Origin of the sequence: Flavobacterium sp. ZT3R18, assembly GCF_007097385.1 — a bacterium.
GTDB lineage: Bacteria > Bacteroidota > Bacteroidia > Flavobacteriales > Flavobacteriaceae > Flavobacterium.
Map to the genome: position 1 here is coordinate 43,893 of NZ_VJZS01000018.1, position 14,677 is coordinate 58,569.

Genomic DNA, 14,677 nt, shown 5'->3' on the forward strand with positions numbered 1-14,677 from the left:
ATGGCGGGTTTTGGGCTTAATTTGAAGCTGGTTTTGTATTTGTAAAGTCAGTGTTTAACCGAAAGTTTAGGCTTTCTTAATCCGCCACATCGCCAAGACGTTAGGCGTTAGTCAAAAAGAAAAAAACCGATGAAAGAAATTGATAAAATAGCATTAATAAAAATTGAAAATGGCCAAATTTTAAGCACAAAATCAAAAGGTAAAAACAAATATTATATTCCAGGAGGTAAAAGAGAAAATAATGAAACCGACCAACAAACTTTAATCAGAGAAATTCAAGAAGAATTAAGTGTTGAAATAATAAATGAATCTATTGAATATGTCGGAACGTTTAAAGCCCAATCACACGGAGCTATTGAGGGAGTAATTGTAAAAATGACGTGTTATAAAGCTAATTACATTGGAGAACCGAAAGAGAATAATGAAATAGAAGAAATTAAATGGTTAAATTATACAGATTTAGATATAATATCGGAAGTTGATAAAATTATATTTAAACATCTGAAAGAAAACGGATTATTAATTTGAGTCGAAATGGAAAATTAACTTGAAAAATGACCGAACGCCTAACACACGTTTCAATCGATTTGCGGATTTAGTGGAATTACCGTTTTTAATCGTGTTTTCGTTAAGCCGAAAATACTCTGCTTTAAAGTCCGCAAACCTGTTGAAGCGTGGGAACGTCAAACTGTCTAAAAACTAAAACAAGCCTCTGAGAATTCCATATTTGAGATCCTTCAAAGATAGGAGTCCGAATACGAAAAATTAGAATTGAGGTTTTTAGACAAACTGACGTTGGCGGCAAGCAATGAGCAACTTAACAAAAAGTGAAATTATTACATTAAATAAAAAATAATCATGAAAAATGCATTTAAGCTTAATGATTCGGCAGAATTTATAAACCGAATTGAGAAACTAACTCCAACTACGAACCCAAACTGGGGTAAAATGAACGTAGAGAAAATGTTGGCACATTGTAATGTTACTTATGAAATGGTCTTTGACAGCATTCATCCCAAACCCAATACATTAAAAAAATTCATATTGAATCTGTTTGTTAAAAATACAGTTGTTAATGAAAAGCCATATAAACAGAACGGACAAACTGCACCAGAATTTTTAATTAAGGACAGTAGAAATTTTGAAAATGAAAAAAAGCGCCTTATTGACTACATAAATAAAACTCAACAACTAGGTGAAAATCATTTTGATGGAAAAGAGTCTCACTCTTTTGGAGTTTTAACAAAAAAAGAATGGAGCAATATGTTTAGCAAACACCTTGACCATCATTTGACGCAATTTGGTGTATAAATGTAGATGTTTCAATGGAGAAGAGCAATTGTACATTAAATCAGACAAAAATTGCGACAAAGAAATTACAAATAATAAAAATAAATTTATGACAAGAATCAGTCTTTCCGATTATGGAAACTCACCTTTTGAAAAACTAATTGGACACAATAAAATTGTTTTGGACAAATGGATAGAATTAGAAAACGCCTTATTTACTGAAACACAACTTGACAAAAATTTATTGGAACAAGTTAGGCGAGCAATGGCATTTGAAAATGAATGTGAATATTGTATGGTAAAAGGAGGTAAACCAAATTTTGACATAACTGAAAAAAGAATTCAGTCTGCAACTGCATTTGCTCAATTATTTGCTTTAGACCATAAATCAATATCAGCAAGCCATTTTGATATACTAAAGGAAGAATTTACAGAAAAAGAAATTTCAGAATTATGCTCGTTTATAAGTTTTATTACAGCTTGCCAAAGAATTGGTCGAATATATAATTTGACTGAGGAACACCAACTTAACAAGTCAACAACACTCGCAGAACTACTATAAATAAAATCTTAAAAAAAGGCAACAGCTAACGTTGGCGGTCATTGTAAAACGACACAACTAAACAAAATTGAAAGAAATAATGACAAAGACAGTTTTAATAACAGGGGCAAGTAAAGGAATAGGTTTTGCACTAACAAGGCAATTTTTAACCAATGGATACAAAGTCATTGGAACGAATAGAACAGGAGAAATTGAAAATTTGGCACATCCAAACTTTGAAATATTAAAACTTGACTTATCTGACGAAACAACAATAAATGAATTTGAGAAGTTGTTTGAACAAAAAAATATTAAACTTGATATTTTAATCAATAACGCAGGAATTGGACCAGATTTAGACACTTTGAAACCTGAGAAAGAAAGTTTTAAACAAACCTTTGATGTAAACGTAATAGGAACAGTTTTTTTTACTGAATTATTGTGTAGATCTGTTAACGTAGGTGGAAAAATAATAAACATTTCTTCAAAAATGGGTTCAATAGAATTATGTGAACGGACTGATTCAGTTGCATACAGAATGTCAAAAACTGCTTTGAATATGTACTCCAAAATTTTAACAAACAGACTTTTGGACAAACAGACAATTGCAACAATACACCCAGGTTGGGTACGGACAACTATTGCCAAAGACAATATTGTGAATGGCAGACTTTCGACAGACGAATCTGCATTTAAAATATTTAATTTTGTAACAAGCAACTTTGAAACAGGGATATTTTGGGACATTGAAGCGGAAACAAAAACAGAGTGGTAGAAGAACAACGAACCGCCAACACTTGCTACAATTGATTTGGGTAATTGGCTTAATTTTAAAATGGTTTTGTATTTGGCATAATTTGGCAAATCCAATTGTAGCAAGGGAACGTTGGTATTAATTACAACAAAGATAGCAAATGAGAAAGTGGCTCGAACGACATTTAGGTAGGCAGTTAAGTAACCCACAAGGATTTTGGGGTATGATTGTTGGAAAACTGATGAACTTTAATAATAAACTCATGTACCAATCGGCACATGAGATGCTGGAACTGACAAGTAATGAAAACCTGCTGGAAATTGGTTTTGGGAATGGTGCGTTTATAAAGGATATTATCCATAAAATTGAACCTGGACACTATTCCGGTATCGACATATCCGATACAATGATAAAACAGGCCAAGCAGAAGAATAAATCATTGATAAATTCAGGCAAGGTATATCTTTTCAAATCCAACGCCAATAGCTTGCCTTTTGACAATGACGCATTTGATAAAGTTCTGACCATAAATACAATCTATTTCTGGGACGAACCTATGCGAGTAATGGAAGAAGTAAAAAGGGTATTGCAGCCGGGAGGGAAATTTGTAGTAGCACTTAATACAAAGGGAGCTATGGAGGGAAGTGAATATGTGAAAGAAAAATTCAACTTATACGATAAAGAGCAGGTTGAATATTTGTTTCGAAATTCTGGATTTACCTTAATTCGCTCAACCTATAAAAAAATGAATATTGATGATGTTCTTTGTATTGAAGGCAGAAAAGAGAACTAATAAAAATAAGGGGATATTAGTGTGTTATTAGAAGTAACATTGCAAAAAAGATGCTATGGAGGCATCTTTTTTTATGCATAATATTTTTTGTTATAATATGGTAAACCATAATACATAATTAAAACTATTTTGTATGTTTGGTACAGCACAGTAAAAAGCTACAATTGGTACAAAGCCAACCTAATTTGGGTAGATTTAAGCCATTTTATGGCTGGTATAAATAAGTTGGCAGTAATGTTGTCACAGAATCAAGAATCTAACATAATTTCCAACAATGAACATACCAAGTAGAAGACAAGATTATTTAGATAAAGAAATTTACGAGATTATTTCTCTTGTTGAGATCTCAGATATTTCACCTATTAAAAAAGTAGATTTTGTGCATTTTGATAAAGATGAAAATATATTAGACTTGTCAGACAAAGTAATAGGTCCATTTATATCATACGAAATGCTCGGTTCTGAAATTATTTCAATTAGACACAAGACGGATAAACATAAGCGGGAATTAAAAAACGAGACGTATAAACGGTACGAAAAATTTATTGATACAATCTATAAGTCTCCAGAAATTCATTGTTTGGTAAGTAGAAAGTTCATATTTGATCTTGCTTTTGAGTATCTCATCAAATCACATAGCGAAAACAGAACTGAAGGAAACTTCTCAGACTATCTTATTGATAATATTAAACCAGAAATAAAAGATTATAAAATTTATTTTTCTGTAGAGAATTTGGAAATATTTAAACCTTTAAGAATTGGTAAAGTTGAAATTTCACAACTTGAAAGTAATCTTTTTATTGAAGATAGTGATCGGCAAAATGCAGAATCTGTAAGCCTATTTTATAAAAAATATCAAAGAAAAATTTTCGCATCTTGCACAATAAGAGCCGAAAAAGAAAAAGCAATAGAATTAGCCTTAAAAGAATGTAGCTTATCAATTGACATTATTAAAATTTGTAGTGATACTATTCACGAACCGAAAACTAAAATTAGTTTTGATATAGATTCTAGGTTATCGGAATCTTTTAGTGCTGAAACTATTATAAGTAATATCAAAAAGCAAAATGACCTAAATATTATTTCGCGTAGAATTCCAAACTATCATCAATTAACAGAGGAATATTTAAACCGATTGTCAATTAGAAATCTTGATTTCTTTAATGGTTTTCTTATGCGTTTGGAAGATGAAAAAACAGAGTTACAGAATCTTCTAATTAATGCAATACAAAGATTAGCAAAAGCCTTAACTACAACAAATCTAAACCAAAGAATTGTAGAGCTTTTTACAATAATGGAATCATTATTAGTACCAAACTCTCAAGCAAACATTTTAGATAGCCTTACTCGATATTGCTCAAAAATTGTCTATTCCAAAAGAGAAGAAAGAGTAAACATAATTAAACTTATAAAAAAAATGTATGACGTTAGGAGTTCTTTCGTTCATCACGCTTTAGAAGCAGATTTTGAAATAGACGATTTGCGAAATATTCAAATCACAATTCATACTTTAATTGGAAAACTAATTGAAAAGAGTAACAAGTATACGCAAAAGTCTGAAATATTGAAAGAAATCGACGATGCAATTCTCGACGCATATTAACACTACTGCCAACACTTGCTCACAAGAGATTTGGACATTTGGCTTAATGGGAAAATTGGTTTGTATTTGGGATGTTTTGGCAAATCCGAATATAAGGCTTAATTTAGCCCCAAACCTCTTGTAGCAAGGGGACGTTGTAGGCAATGCTAACGAAGACCAAGACAATTCAAAACAATTTTTAAATTAAACCAAAATGAACATTAACTTATTTCTTTGGTTATTATTAATAACTTTACCAGAAATGGTATTTTCTCAATCGGCCGACTTTACCATTCAAGATGTAAAGTTTGAAAGTCAAGGCGTCACTCTTGCAGGCTCGATTTTAACGCCTAAAAAAACATTTGCAGCAGTTGTAATTGTTCATGGGTCTGATCCTGTAAAAAGAGAAATGGAGTTCGCTAAACGTCTTGCCAAAGAAGGAATTGCTGTATTGACATATGATAAACGTGGAGTTGGAGAATCTGGCGGTGTATATGTAGGACCATCTGTTGGCACGAATAATATTGACACTACTAATCTTAATTTATTATCTCACGATGCAAGTTCAGCAGTAAATACATTTCGAACCTATTTGAAAGATAAAAAAACACCAATTGGATTAGTTGGCTTCAGTCAAGCAGGATGGATAATCCCAATTGCTGCAAATAAAAATCCACAAATAGAATTTATGGTTTTATTTAGTTGCCCTACAATTACAACTCTAGAACAACTTCGATTTCAGTTTTATACTAATGGAAACAATAATTTTTGGGAAAATCATACAGAATCAGATGCTCGTGAACATACTAAAGATGACCCAGACAGGTATCAATTCGTGGCGACTGACCCAAAAATTTCTCTGAATACTCTTTCAATTCCAGGACTTTGGCTTTTTGGTGAGAAAGATATACAGATTCCAGTAAAGTTGTGTATGGAGCAATTAAATACATTGAAAGCTCAAGGCAAACCTTTCGAATATACCTTGTTTTCAACATTAGGACACAATACTGCTTCTGGCAATATTACAGCACCAGTTGATATTTCAATTCAATGGATAAAACAGAAAGCTTTGAACATTAAGAAGTCTAAAGTATCAAAATAAAGCACTGCCTACAACAGCTAGGGTTTCATTGCGTGCGCAGCACGAACAATGAAACCCGGGTTGAACGGAACCGATTACATGTCCTATTTATGTAAATTGATCTCTTTTATCATACGTTCAATTTCTGCGTGCTGCTGTTTCATTTTTTCATTATATGCCTTTTGCCTTCTTTCGAAAGTTACTTGTTTCTGATGAAGTTCTTTGTTTATCTCAATAAGTCTTTTTTCCAAAGCCAAAGTCTCAGTGTGATTATAAATGTAGAAAATCAATAACAATGCGGTAACGATCAAAGTAAAAACATGTTGTAATTGGAGTTGTTTCATCATTTTAATTGTTTTTGATAACAAGCGGTAAGAGTTTAAAATGTTCTTTTGGGAAAATTTCGAGACTAAGATAAATGTACTACAAATTACCTGATTTGAACTATCTATTCTAAACTCATTATGTGTCAAATTCAAGTAAAAATTCTAATTAGTCTTTTTTATAATTTTATCATTGTTGCGGTTTGACATTTTGTTTCGTAAAACCATCATATCTTCACTCACTTTTTTATCCAATATCTTAGCATAGTGTTGCGTGGTTCTTATGTTTTTATGTCCCAGCATTTTGCTTGTATTTTCGATTGGAACACCGTTTGTGAGTATTACTGTCGTTGCAAAATTATGTCGGGCTCATTATTCCCTGGTTTATTAAATCTTGTTCGTTGTTATTGCTGAAATGTTGAGAGGTGTATTTTAAATCTTTTTCATTTTTTTTACAGATTAAAAATTTTCTTATCCTTTACATAATTTATAGCACCACCTTTTAAGATTACTTCAATTTGTCTGGCACTTATATTTAAGACGAGCGGAATTTCAATTTGCTTTCCAATTACCTTCGCATTCAATACTTCCCTGTTTTTTATTGCTGACCTAAGTCCTTCTACTCTTAATACATCATCCTGTTCAAGTTTGTCAAAATCATCTTTATTTTGGAATTCGAAAGGAATAATACCAAAGTTGATCAGGTTCTGCCAACCGATCCGTGCATACGATTTTGAAATCGTAAACAGCTGTCCTAAATAGCGCGGGGCTAATGCGGCATGCTCTCTGCTGGAGCCCTGTGCATAATTTTCACCTGCTACCACACAAAAGCCTTTGTACTTACTTTGGTTTTCTATAGCCCGGTCGTAAAAGTGCGGGTCAATAGCATAATAAGAATATTTGCTGATCTCAGGAATATTGGAGCGCAGTGGCAATACATCTGCACCTGCTTTTAATATTTCATCTGTAGAAATATCGTCTTCCATTTTTAAAAGAATGGGGATTTCCAATTCGTCAGGAAGTTCGCCAAACTCAGGAAGGGTTTTAATATTAGGGCCTTTAATCAATTCAACAGATTTTACATTGGGAGCCATCAGCATTTGCTGATTTACTTTAATAGTATCCGGTTCTTTCCATTTTGGATACCCAATATTGAATTGTTTCTCGAGATCTCTTGGGTCAGTAATCTTTCCTGTAAGTGCAGCTGCGGCAGCAGTTTCCGGGCTGCAAAGATATACTTGATCGTCAAGCGTTCCGGAACGTCCCGGGAAATTACGGGGCATGGTTCGGAGACTGTTACTATTGGTGGCAGGTGCCTGGCCCATACCGATACAACCCATACAGCCCGATTGATGAACGCGGGCACCGGCAGCAATCAAGGAAGCAAGTGCCCCCATCTCTGTCAGATTTTGTAATATCTGACGCGTGGAAGGGTTGATATCAAAGGAAACATCCGGAGATGAAAATTGCCCTTTTACAATTTGGGAAACAATCCAGAAATCACGCAGCCCCGGATTGGCAGAAGATCCCACTACAACCTGAGATACAGGCCTGCCGCTGACTTCTCTTACAGGGACTACATTGCCCGGGCTGCTGGGAATCGCAATTAAAGGTTCTAATTCAGATAGATTAATTTCTTCATCATGATCATAAGTAGCCCCTTCATCTGCTTTCAGTTCCGTCCATTGGTCTTCCCGTCCTTCTTTTCGAAGAAATTCTTTTGTGATTTCATCAGAAGGAAATACCGAAGAAGTGGCGCCCATTTCGGCACCCATGTTGGCAATTACATGCCGATCCCAAGCACTGAGGTATTGCAGCCCCGGACCATAATATTCTAAAATATATCCTCGTCCACCATTGACATCGTAGCGTCTTAACATTTCTAAAATCACATCTTTTGCACTGACCCAATCGGGTAATTTACCGATGAGTTTAATGCCCATGATCTTTGGCATCTTCACAAAATACGGCTCGCCGGCAGCTGCAAGGGCCACATCCAATCCACCAGTACCAATGGCCAGCATACCAATACCTCCACCTGCACAAGTATGACTGTCGGAGCCTAACAGTGTACTGCCGGGTTTGCCAAATCTTTCCATATGCACGGCATGACTAATTCCGTTCCCTGGTCTGCTAAACCAATACCCAAATCGGGCAGCAGCCGATTGTAGAAAAAGATGATCATCCATATTTTTGTAATCTGTCTGAAGTAGATTATGATCAACATATTGAACAGCGACTTCAGCTTTAGCTCTTTCTAGTTGGAAAGCTTCTAATTCGAGCATAATTAAGGTTCCGGTAGCGTCTTGCTGTAACACATGATCTATCTTCAATCCAATTTCGCTTCCCGGCTTCATTTCACCTGAAAGAAGATGACTGCTAATCAATTTTTGGCTGACGTTCTGATTGTTCATGGCAATTTTTTTAGTGTTTATTTTCGAGGAACTACTTCTCTTAGGCTAAATAAATATCTTAGGTGTTATTTTACAACCAAACTAAAGTACGTTAAAGTTACTAATTTTTAACTTACGTTAAATTACATTTATTTTGTCTATTTTATGATATACTCAGCTCTCTATCAATATTGCACAAATAGGTACAGATGTTTAATTGGAATTTACTTTCACTAATTCATTTGTGGGATTTTTTGCGAGATTGAATTTGTTTCTTAAAATTATCATATCCTCGCTCACTTTTTTATCTAATATTTTAGCATAGTGTTGTGTGGTTCTTATATTTTTATGTCCCAACATTTTGCTTACGCTTTCTATGGGAACACCATTTGTGAGTGTTACTGTAGTCGCAAAAGTATGTCTGGCAATATGGAAGGTTAAATCTTTTTTAATGCCGCAAACATCCGCTATTTCCTTTAGGTAGCTATTCATTTTTTGATTGCTTAAAACGGGTAACAGTTTATCTTCATTTATGCATTGTGGGTGATTGGCATATTTCAGAATTAATTCTTCCGGAATAGGGAGGAGTGGGATTCTTGAAGCCGTTTCTGTTTTCTGGCGATGGGTGAATATCCATTTTCCACCGTCAATACCCATGCTGATGTTTGATACCGTTAAGTTTTTAACATCTATATAAGCCAGGCCAGTGAAGCAGCTGAAAACGAAAATATCTTTGACCTGGTTTAATCTCTCCGTTGCAAATTCTTTAGAATAGATATCCTGAACTTCTTCTTGCGTTAGATACTCTCTTTCGACTTCACGAATTTTTGATTTATAGTTTGCAAACGGATCTTTGTCTAACCATCCATTTGAAATACAAATCTTTACTATTTTCTTGAAGTTCTTGATGTATTTGACTGCTGTGTTATTGGCGCATTTTCTGATGCTTCTCAGATAGAATTCATATTCTGTTATGAAAGAATGATCAATCTCTTTAATGTTGATATCCGAAACGGAATATTTCCATTGTAGGAATTCAATAGTATGCTTCAGGGATGTTTTGTAACGCTCCAATGTTCCTGCTGCAAATTCCTGGCCCACCAGAGTTTCTACTTTGTTGTTGTGATCTTGAAAAATAGGGACTAGCATTCTGGCTCTTTGATCGGTTCCCTGGAGTTTTGCTTTTAGAATGGATGCCGTTGCGGTTGTTTTATCTTTCATCATATTATGATGCGCATCGTAAACTTCCTGTTCCAGTGTTTTTAGATACCTATTGAGAGATTTTACTTCATCAGATAGCCCAGAAGCCTTTTGGAGTTTATTATCCCATTTGTCGGGCTGAATGTATCTTTTGGAAGCAATCTCTTTCGGATCACCATCAATAGTAATTCTTAGATAAATAGGAGCGGTGCCGTTGGCTTTGATTTTACTTTTCTTGATAAAGAAAAGCAGGTTGAATGTTTTGTTCATAATGTGGTGACTTTAAGTTTGATAAAATTATTCATCTTAAGCACTCCAAACAAGATGTTCAAACCGTGAACGCCTTGTTATACAAGTGCTCCAGCGATTTTCAGTGACCTATTTGAGATTTTCAGAATAGGTCACTAAATAGGTCACTGAAAGGATACCATTTAATGAACTTTATTGGTATAGCCACCAAGCAAAAAACGCCGTAAATCTTATGATTTACAGCGTTTTAGCCTTTTTAGTATTTCTACTGGCGGAGAAAGAGGCTCCGATGCCTTTATAATAGTCCCAGTAAATATGGGGCTTTACAACATACTTTTAAAAACAGGGTCACCTATAGGGTCACTTTCAAAGTTTTGATTTATAACAATGTAAATGTAAGGAATAAGTATTAAATTGAATAAATTTTGCGTAATTGTTTTATAAGTTAAAGTTAAGATTTTATTCTTAACCCTTTATGCGGATAAAGTTAACATATCCAGTTTGGAGATACAAAAAACTATTGGAGCGTTGGCAAAGGAGTGTCCTACGGATTGCTAAAATATTATCATTTAAACAGAGCGAAAAATATTAGGATAATCGTCAATGAACAATTTATTTTTTTACCATTATAACAAGCCTAATTTTTTAGCTTTACCAATAAGATCTTTATCACTGCCTTTTCCTTTTAAAAGTTGATCTTTGATATTTGCTTTTCTTTTTTCTATAGCACTCATAGAAAGAGGAATGTAGTTAGGAAGATTAACAGTTTTAACTCCTTGAGAAATTAAGGTTAAAATTTGATTGTCATGATTATCCCAATTTATATTTCTTTTAAATAATTCTCTTTGAGATTCTATTATGGTATTACTTCTGAATACATCACCTTCAAGAATTTTTTTACAAATGATTGGAAATAATTCAAAGTTAATGTCACTTTTTGATATGAACCCTTCAGGTTTTATTCCTTTAATGATTTTGTCTACAGTTAAGGGTTCACTATGCATTGTAAGGAGAACTATTTTACAATTTGTAAATTTTTCTCTAATGAGTAAAGCTAAATCAATGCCATTATTAATATTAAACTCTTTATAAGGAGGAAGACTAATATCTAATAATGCAAAATCAATATTTGCGTTTTGTTTTAGTTGAAAATTTATTTTGTTGTAAGCATCTTCACAATTATAGCTCTTTATAAAACTTGGTTCTTTTTTTTGAAAATCGTTACCAGATAACAGGTTAATATAGCCATCAACTGTCATAGGATGATCATCGACTATCAAAATATTAAGGCTTATATTCATTTTTATTCAATTTGCAGCAAAACTAGTTAAATATTACGGACATACCATACAATTGAAACAAATTGAAGATGTTTTTTTGCTTTAAATGATATTAATCTAAATTAAATCTTTTATGAAAAGTAAATTATATATTACAGGACTTGTTTCCATTTCTTTATTAACTTATTCATGTTCAAATGATGATGGTTATGAAATCCCAGAAATTGAAAATAATAATTTTAAAATTACACCAAAGGCTGGTTTGAAAAATGAATTAAATGAAAAAACAATTGATTCAAGTACTGTGATTTTTAATATAAAGGCAAGCGCTATGGAAGGAGATCCAAGTAATCCAAAACCACCGAGAAGCTAACTTTTGATTCCGTAATTATTAAAGAAAGGCTATGTGAATTATTTGTAATTACATAGTCTTCTTTGTTTCAAAATACTATATTTGAAATTATAAAATAATAATTACATTTTGATTACTCCTACTAAAATTATTTGTTTGTTTCTAATGTTTTTTCTTTTTTCCTGTAAAAAAAACATAACTGTCTTGTTTGATAAAAGTCATATTGATGATTTATCGGAAAATAAAAAAGAGAAATATTTAGACTCAATAGTCAATTTATTAAAATCTAAAAGGAATGAACCATTACCAGGAATTTATATTTAAATATTGCCTCTGAATATTATTATATAAATAATTCTAAAAAATCCTTATCCGTTAGCTTAAAGGCTTTAGAACTATCAAAGCAGGCCAACGATAGCGTTAAAATTGCAAAAGCTTTATATTATGTGGGTGATTGTTATGAAAACTCAAAAAAAGATAGTGCTTACTTTTATTATTTACAAGCTCAAAAATTATATGCCAAAGTTCATGACTACGATAATGTGGGGAGAATGTTATTTAATAAAGCCCATATTTTATTTTATGATGGAAATTATATAGAATGTGAAGTTGAAGTTTCCAAAGCGCTTCAATATTTTAAAAAATCCACAAATCATCAGTTGATTTATTCTTGTAATACTTTAATGGGTAATTGTTTAGAGAAATTGGCTAATTATGATGCGGCATTACTGTATCACAAATTAGCATTGAGTGAATTGGAAAAAATGAAAATTAATGATAAGGATAGAGATGAAATAAATAATTACAATGTAACGTCTACTATTAATATTTGTAATTTATATGATTTAAAAGGAGAATTTCCAAAGTCTATAAAAAAATTGCAAAGCTTACTTTCAAAAGATTTGAAAAAAAAATGGCCTAGATTATATGCTAATGTTTTAAGCAATTTAGCTTATTCAAAGATGAAAAATGAGGATTATGAGAATGTTGGTTTAATGTTTTTTGAATCCTTAAAAATTGTTGAGAATATTGGAATAGAGTCGGATGTTTTATACAAAAAGATACATATTGGGGAATTTTTTTTAACTCAGAAGGATTCTGTAAAAGCAATTCAAAGTTTAAAAGAAGCGAATCAATTAGCAGTTAAAATTAAGAACAGTAATGAAATTCTAGCATCATTTAAATTACTCTCCGAATTAGATAAAAAAAACAGGTTTTTTTATGCAAATGAATATATAAAAGTAAGTGACAGTATTAATACCGTTCAAAAAAACACTCATAATAAGTATGCCAGAATTGAATATGAAACCTCAAGAATTGAAGATGAAAATAAAGTTTTGACCAAGAATAACTTTTATATTTTAATTATTTCATTTGGATTAATTTTATTACTGGTAATATTTTTTGTTTTAAGATATTTAAGATATAAAAATAAAGAATTACAGTTTTTACAGCAACAGCAAAAAGCTAATGAGGAGATATATTTGCTATTGACTGAGCAACACGAAAAAATAAATATTGCAAAAGAGAATGAGAAAGCTAAAATAGCAAAAGAATTGCATGATGGCGTAATGAATAAAATTTATGGTGTTCGAATGAATTTAGGTTTTTTCAATTCTAAAATAGATGAAAAAATAATTGAAAAAAGAAAAGAATATATTTTTGAATTGCAAAACATAGAGAATGAGATTAGAACGATTTCGCATGACTTAAGTCGAAGTTCTTTTTTGGAAGCCAATGATTTTAATGTGTTGTTGTCAAGTTTAATTGAAAATCAAAAAGATATAAGCAATACTCAGTTTAAGTATTTAAATGATGAAACTATTGAATGGTCAACTATTCAAAATATATATAAAATAAACTTATATCGTATAATTCAAGAAGCAATTTTAAATATCAATAAATATGCAAATGCAAAAAATTGTGATGTAAAAATTCAGAGGGAGGATAGCAATCTTTTAAAACTGAGTATTACTGATAATGGTGAAGGATTTGATGTTAAAGCTAAAAAAAATGGTATTGGGTTAAGTAATATGGAAGAAAGAGCGAATTCATTAAAAGGTCAATTTAATATTGAAACAAAAATTGGAAAAGGAACAAAAATTGAAGTTATTTTTAATTTTCTGACGCTATCATAAAAGACCATTCAAAAATGGAACAGTTTCTAGGAATAGCTACATATTTATAAACTTCAAATCGGACTTTTTAAATTCATTTTTAAATTTCATGTAATTTTTAGAAATAGTATTTTCGATGTATGCCTTATTTTTGAATTTTCAAATTAGACTTTTATTCTACTTTCCAGTTAGACCTGGAATATTTAACTCTTCAAAAAATAATTCTGTTACCATTTTTTGTGACAAATATGATTTTTTACTCAATTTGAGGTAGGGCAAAAAAGCATAAATAAATTCACATCATACAGATTCCCCAATCCCCCTTAGAAAAGGATATCGAAACAGGATAAATACGTGTTTATTATGAAAGATGTAATTGTGCTGTTTTTTTATGGGTTTTAAAGAAATAAAATATTCTTAAAATTAAAATCCGTGTAGCTATTCTGTTCATTATTAATTGTTTGTGCATTGTATATAAAAGTCCGTAATTTTTATGCAGAAAGCCCGTAATTTTTTGGTAAATGTTGCTGTTATTTTCGTGAAAAAGTGATTATGCTTAAATGTTAAAAATAACATTTAAAATTGAATTCTCATGGCTGAGGATATTGATAAGTGGTTGTGGTTAAATAATTGACACTTTTAACAAAGTTATAAACGTAATAATAGCCTAAGAAAAAGGATTAATTGTTTTGCTTAAAAGTGTCGATTATTTAAAAGTGACT

At 31.9% G+C, this 14,677-nt stretch carries 13 protein-coding genes and 1 pseudogene; 9 read left to right on the forward strand and 5 right to left on the reverse strand.

The features are described from left to right. Positions 1-129 precede the first annotated feature (129 nt). The 7 genes from FNW52_RS16210 to FNW52_RS16240 all read left to right on the forward strand — a co-directional run bounded on the left by FNW52_RS16210 (position 130) and on the right by FNW52_RS16240 (position 6,062). On the forward strand, positions 130-528 hold the full coding sequence (locus tag FNW52_RS16210) for an NUDIX domain-containing protein (RefSeq protein ID WP_143378526.1): 399 nt from the start codon (positions 130-132) through the stop codon (positions 526-528). 330 nt (positions 529-858) lie between these two features. Further along, complete coding sequence (locus FNW52_RS16215) at positions 859-1,311, forward strand: DUF1569 domain-containing protein (RefSeq protein WP_143378527.1); 453 nt, start codon at positions 859-861, stop codon at positions 1,309-1,311. A gap of 88 nt (positions 1,312-1,399) precedes the next feature. Next, positions 1,400-1,852 carry a carboxymuconolactone decarboxylase family protein gene (locus FNW52_RS16220; RefSeq protein WP_143378528.1) on the forward strand — a complete coding sequence of 151 codons (453 nt, stop codon included), beginning with the start codon at positions 1,400-1,402 and terminating at the stop codon, positions 1,850-1,852. A 67-nt stretch (positions 1,853-1,919) separates the two neighbouring features. Further along, positions 1,920-2,606, forward strand: coding sequence for an SDR family NAD(P)-dependent oxidoreductase (locus FNW52_RS16225; RefSeq protein ID WP_255515621.1), 687 nt, complete (start codon positions 1,920-1,922; stop codon positions 2,604-2,606). Between the two features lie 139 nt (positions 2,607-2,745). Then, a complete protein-coding gene (locus FNW52_RS16230) occupies positions 2,746-3,378 on the forward strand; it encodes a class I SAM-dependent methyltransferase (RefSeq protein ID WP_143378529.1) in 633 nt (210 codons plus the stop codon). 274 nt (positions 3,379-3,652) lie between these two features. After that, on the forward strand, positions 3,653-4,981 hold the full coding sequence (locus tag FNW52_RS16235) for a HEPN domain-containing protein (protein WP_143378530.1): 1,329 nt from the start codon (positions 3,653-3,655) through the stop codon (positions 4,979-4,981). 193 nt (positions 4,982-5,174) lie between these two features. Then, positions 5,175-6,062, forward strand: a complete 888-nt coding sequence (locus tag FNW52_RS16240; protein ID WP_143378531.1) for a S9 family peptidase — start codon at positions 5,175-5,177, stop codon at positions 6,060-6,062. An 83-nt stretch (positions 6,063-6,145) separates the two neighbouring features. Here FNW52_RS16240 and FNW52_RS16245 read toward each other — a convergent pair whose 3' ends face one another. The 5 genes and pseudogenes from FNW52_RS16245 to FNW52_RS16265 all read right to left on the reverse strand — a co-directional run bounded on the left by FNW52_RS16245 (position 6,146) and on the right by FNW52_RS16265 (position 11,507). Further along, positions 6,146-6,388: a hypothetical protein gene (locus FNW52_RS16245; RefSeq protein ID WP_143378532.1), complete on the reverse strand. Its 243-nt coding sequence runs from the start codon at positions 6,386-6,388 to the stop codon at positions 6,146-6,148. A gap of 141 nt (positions 6,389-6,529) precedes the next feature. Further along, positions 6,530-6,733 (reverse strand): annotated as a pseudogene (locus FNW52_RS16250) (tyrosine-type recombinase/integrase); the annotation flags it as partial. Between the two features lie 83 nt (positions 6,734-6,816). Beyond that, on the reverse strand, positions 6,817-8,778 hold the full coding sequence (locus FNW52_RS16255) for an aconitate hydratase (RefSeq protein WP_143378533.1): 1,962 nt from the start codon (positions 8,776-8,778) through the stop codon (positions 6,817-6,819). Positions 8,779-8,970: 192 nt separating this feature from the next. Further along, a complete protein-coding gene (locus FNW52_RS16260; RefSeq protein ID WP_143378534.1) occupies positions 8,971-10,227 on the reverse strand; it encodes a site-specific integrase in 1,257 nt (418 codons plus the stop codon). A gap of 605 nt (positions 10,228-10,832) precedes the next feature. After that, positions 10,833-11,507, reverse strand: coding sequence for a response regulator (locus FNW52_RS16265; RefSeq protein WP_255515622.1), 675 nt, complete (start codon positions 11,505-11,507; stop codon positions 10,833-10,835). 112 nt (positions 11,508-11,619) lie between these two features. On the opposite strand from FNW52_RS16265, the gene FNW52_RS16270 reads away from it, so the two are divergent. Then, positions 11,620-11,859: a hypothetical protein gene (locus FNW52_RS16270; protein WP_143378535.1), complete on the forward strand. Its 240-nt coding sequence runs from the start codon at positions 11,620-11,622 to the stop codon at positions 11,857-11,859. Positions 11,860-12,284: 425 nt separating this feature from the next. Beyond that, positions 12,285-13,976, forward strand: a complete 1,692-nt coding sequence (locus FNW52_RS16275) for a tetratricopeptide repeat-containing sensor histidine kinase (RefSeq protein WP_255515623.1) — start codon at positions 12,285-12,287, stop codon at positions 13,974-13,976. The last annotated feature ends 701 nt before the right edge of the window (positions 13,977-14,677 follow it).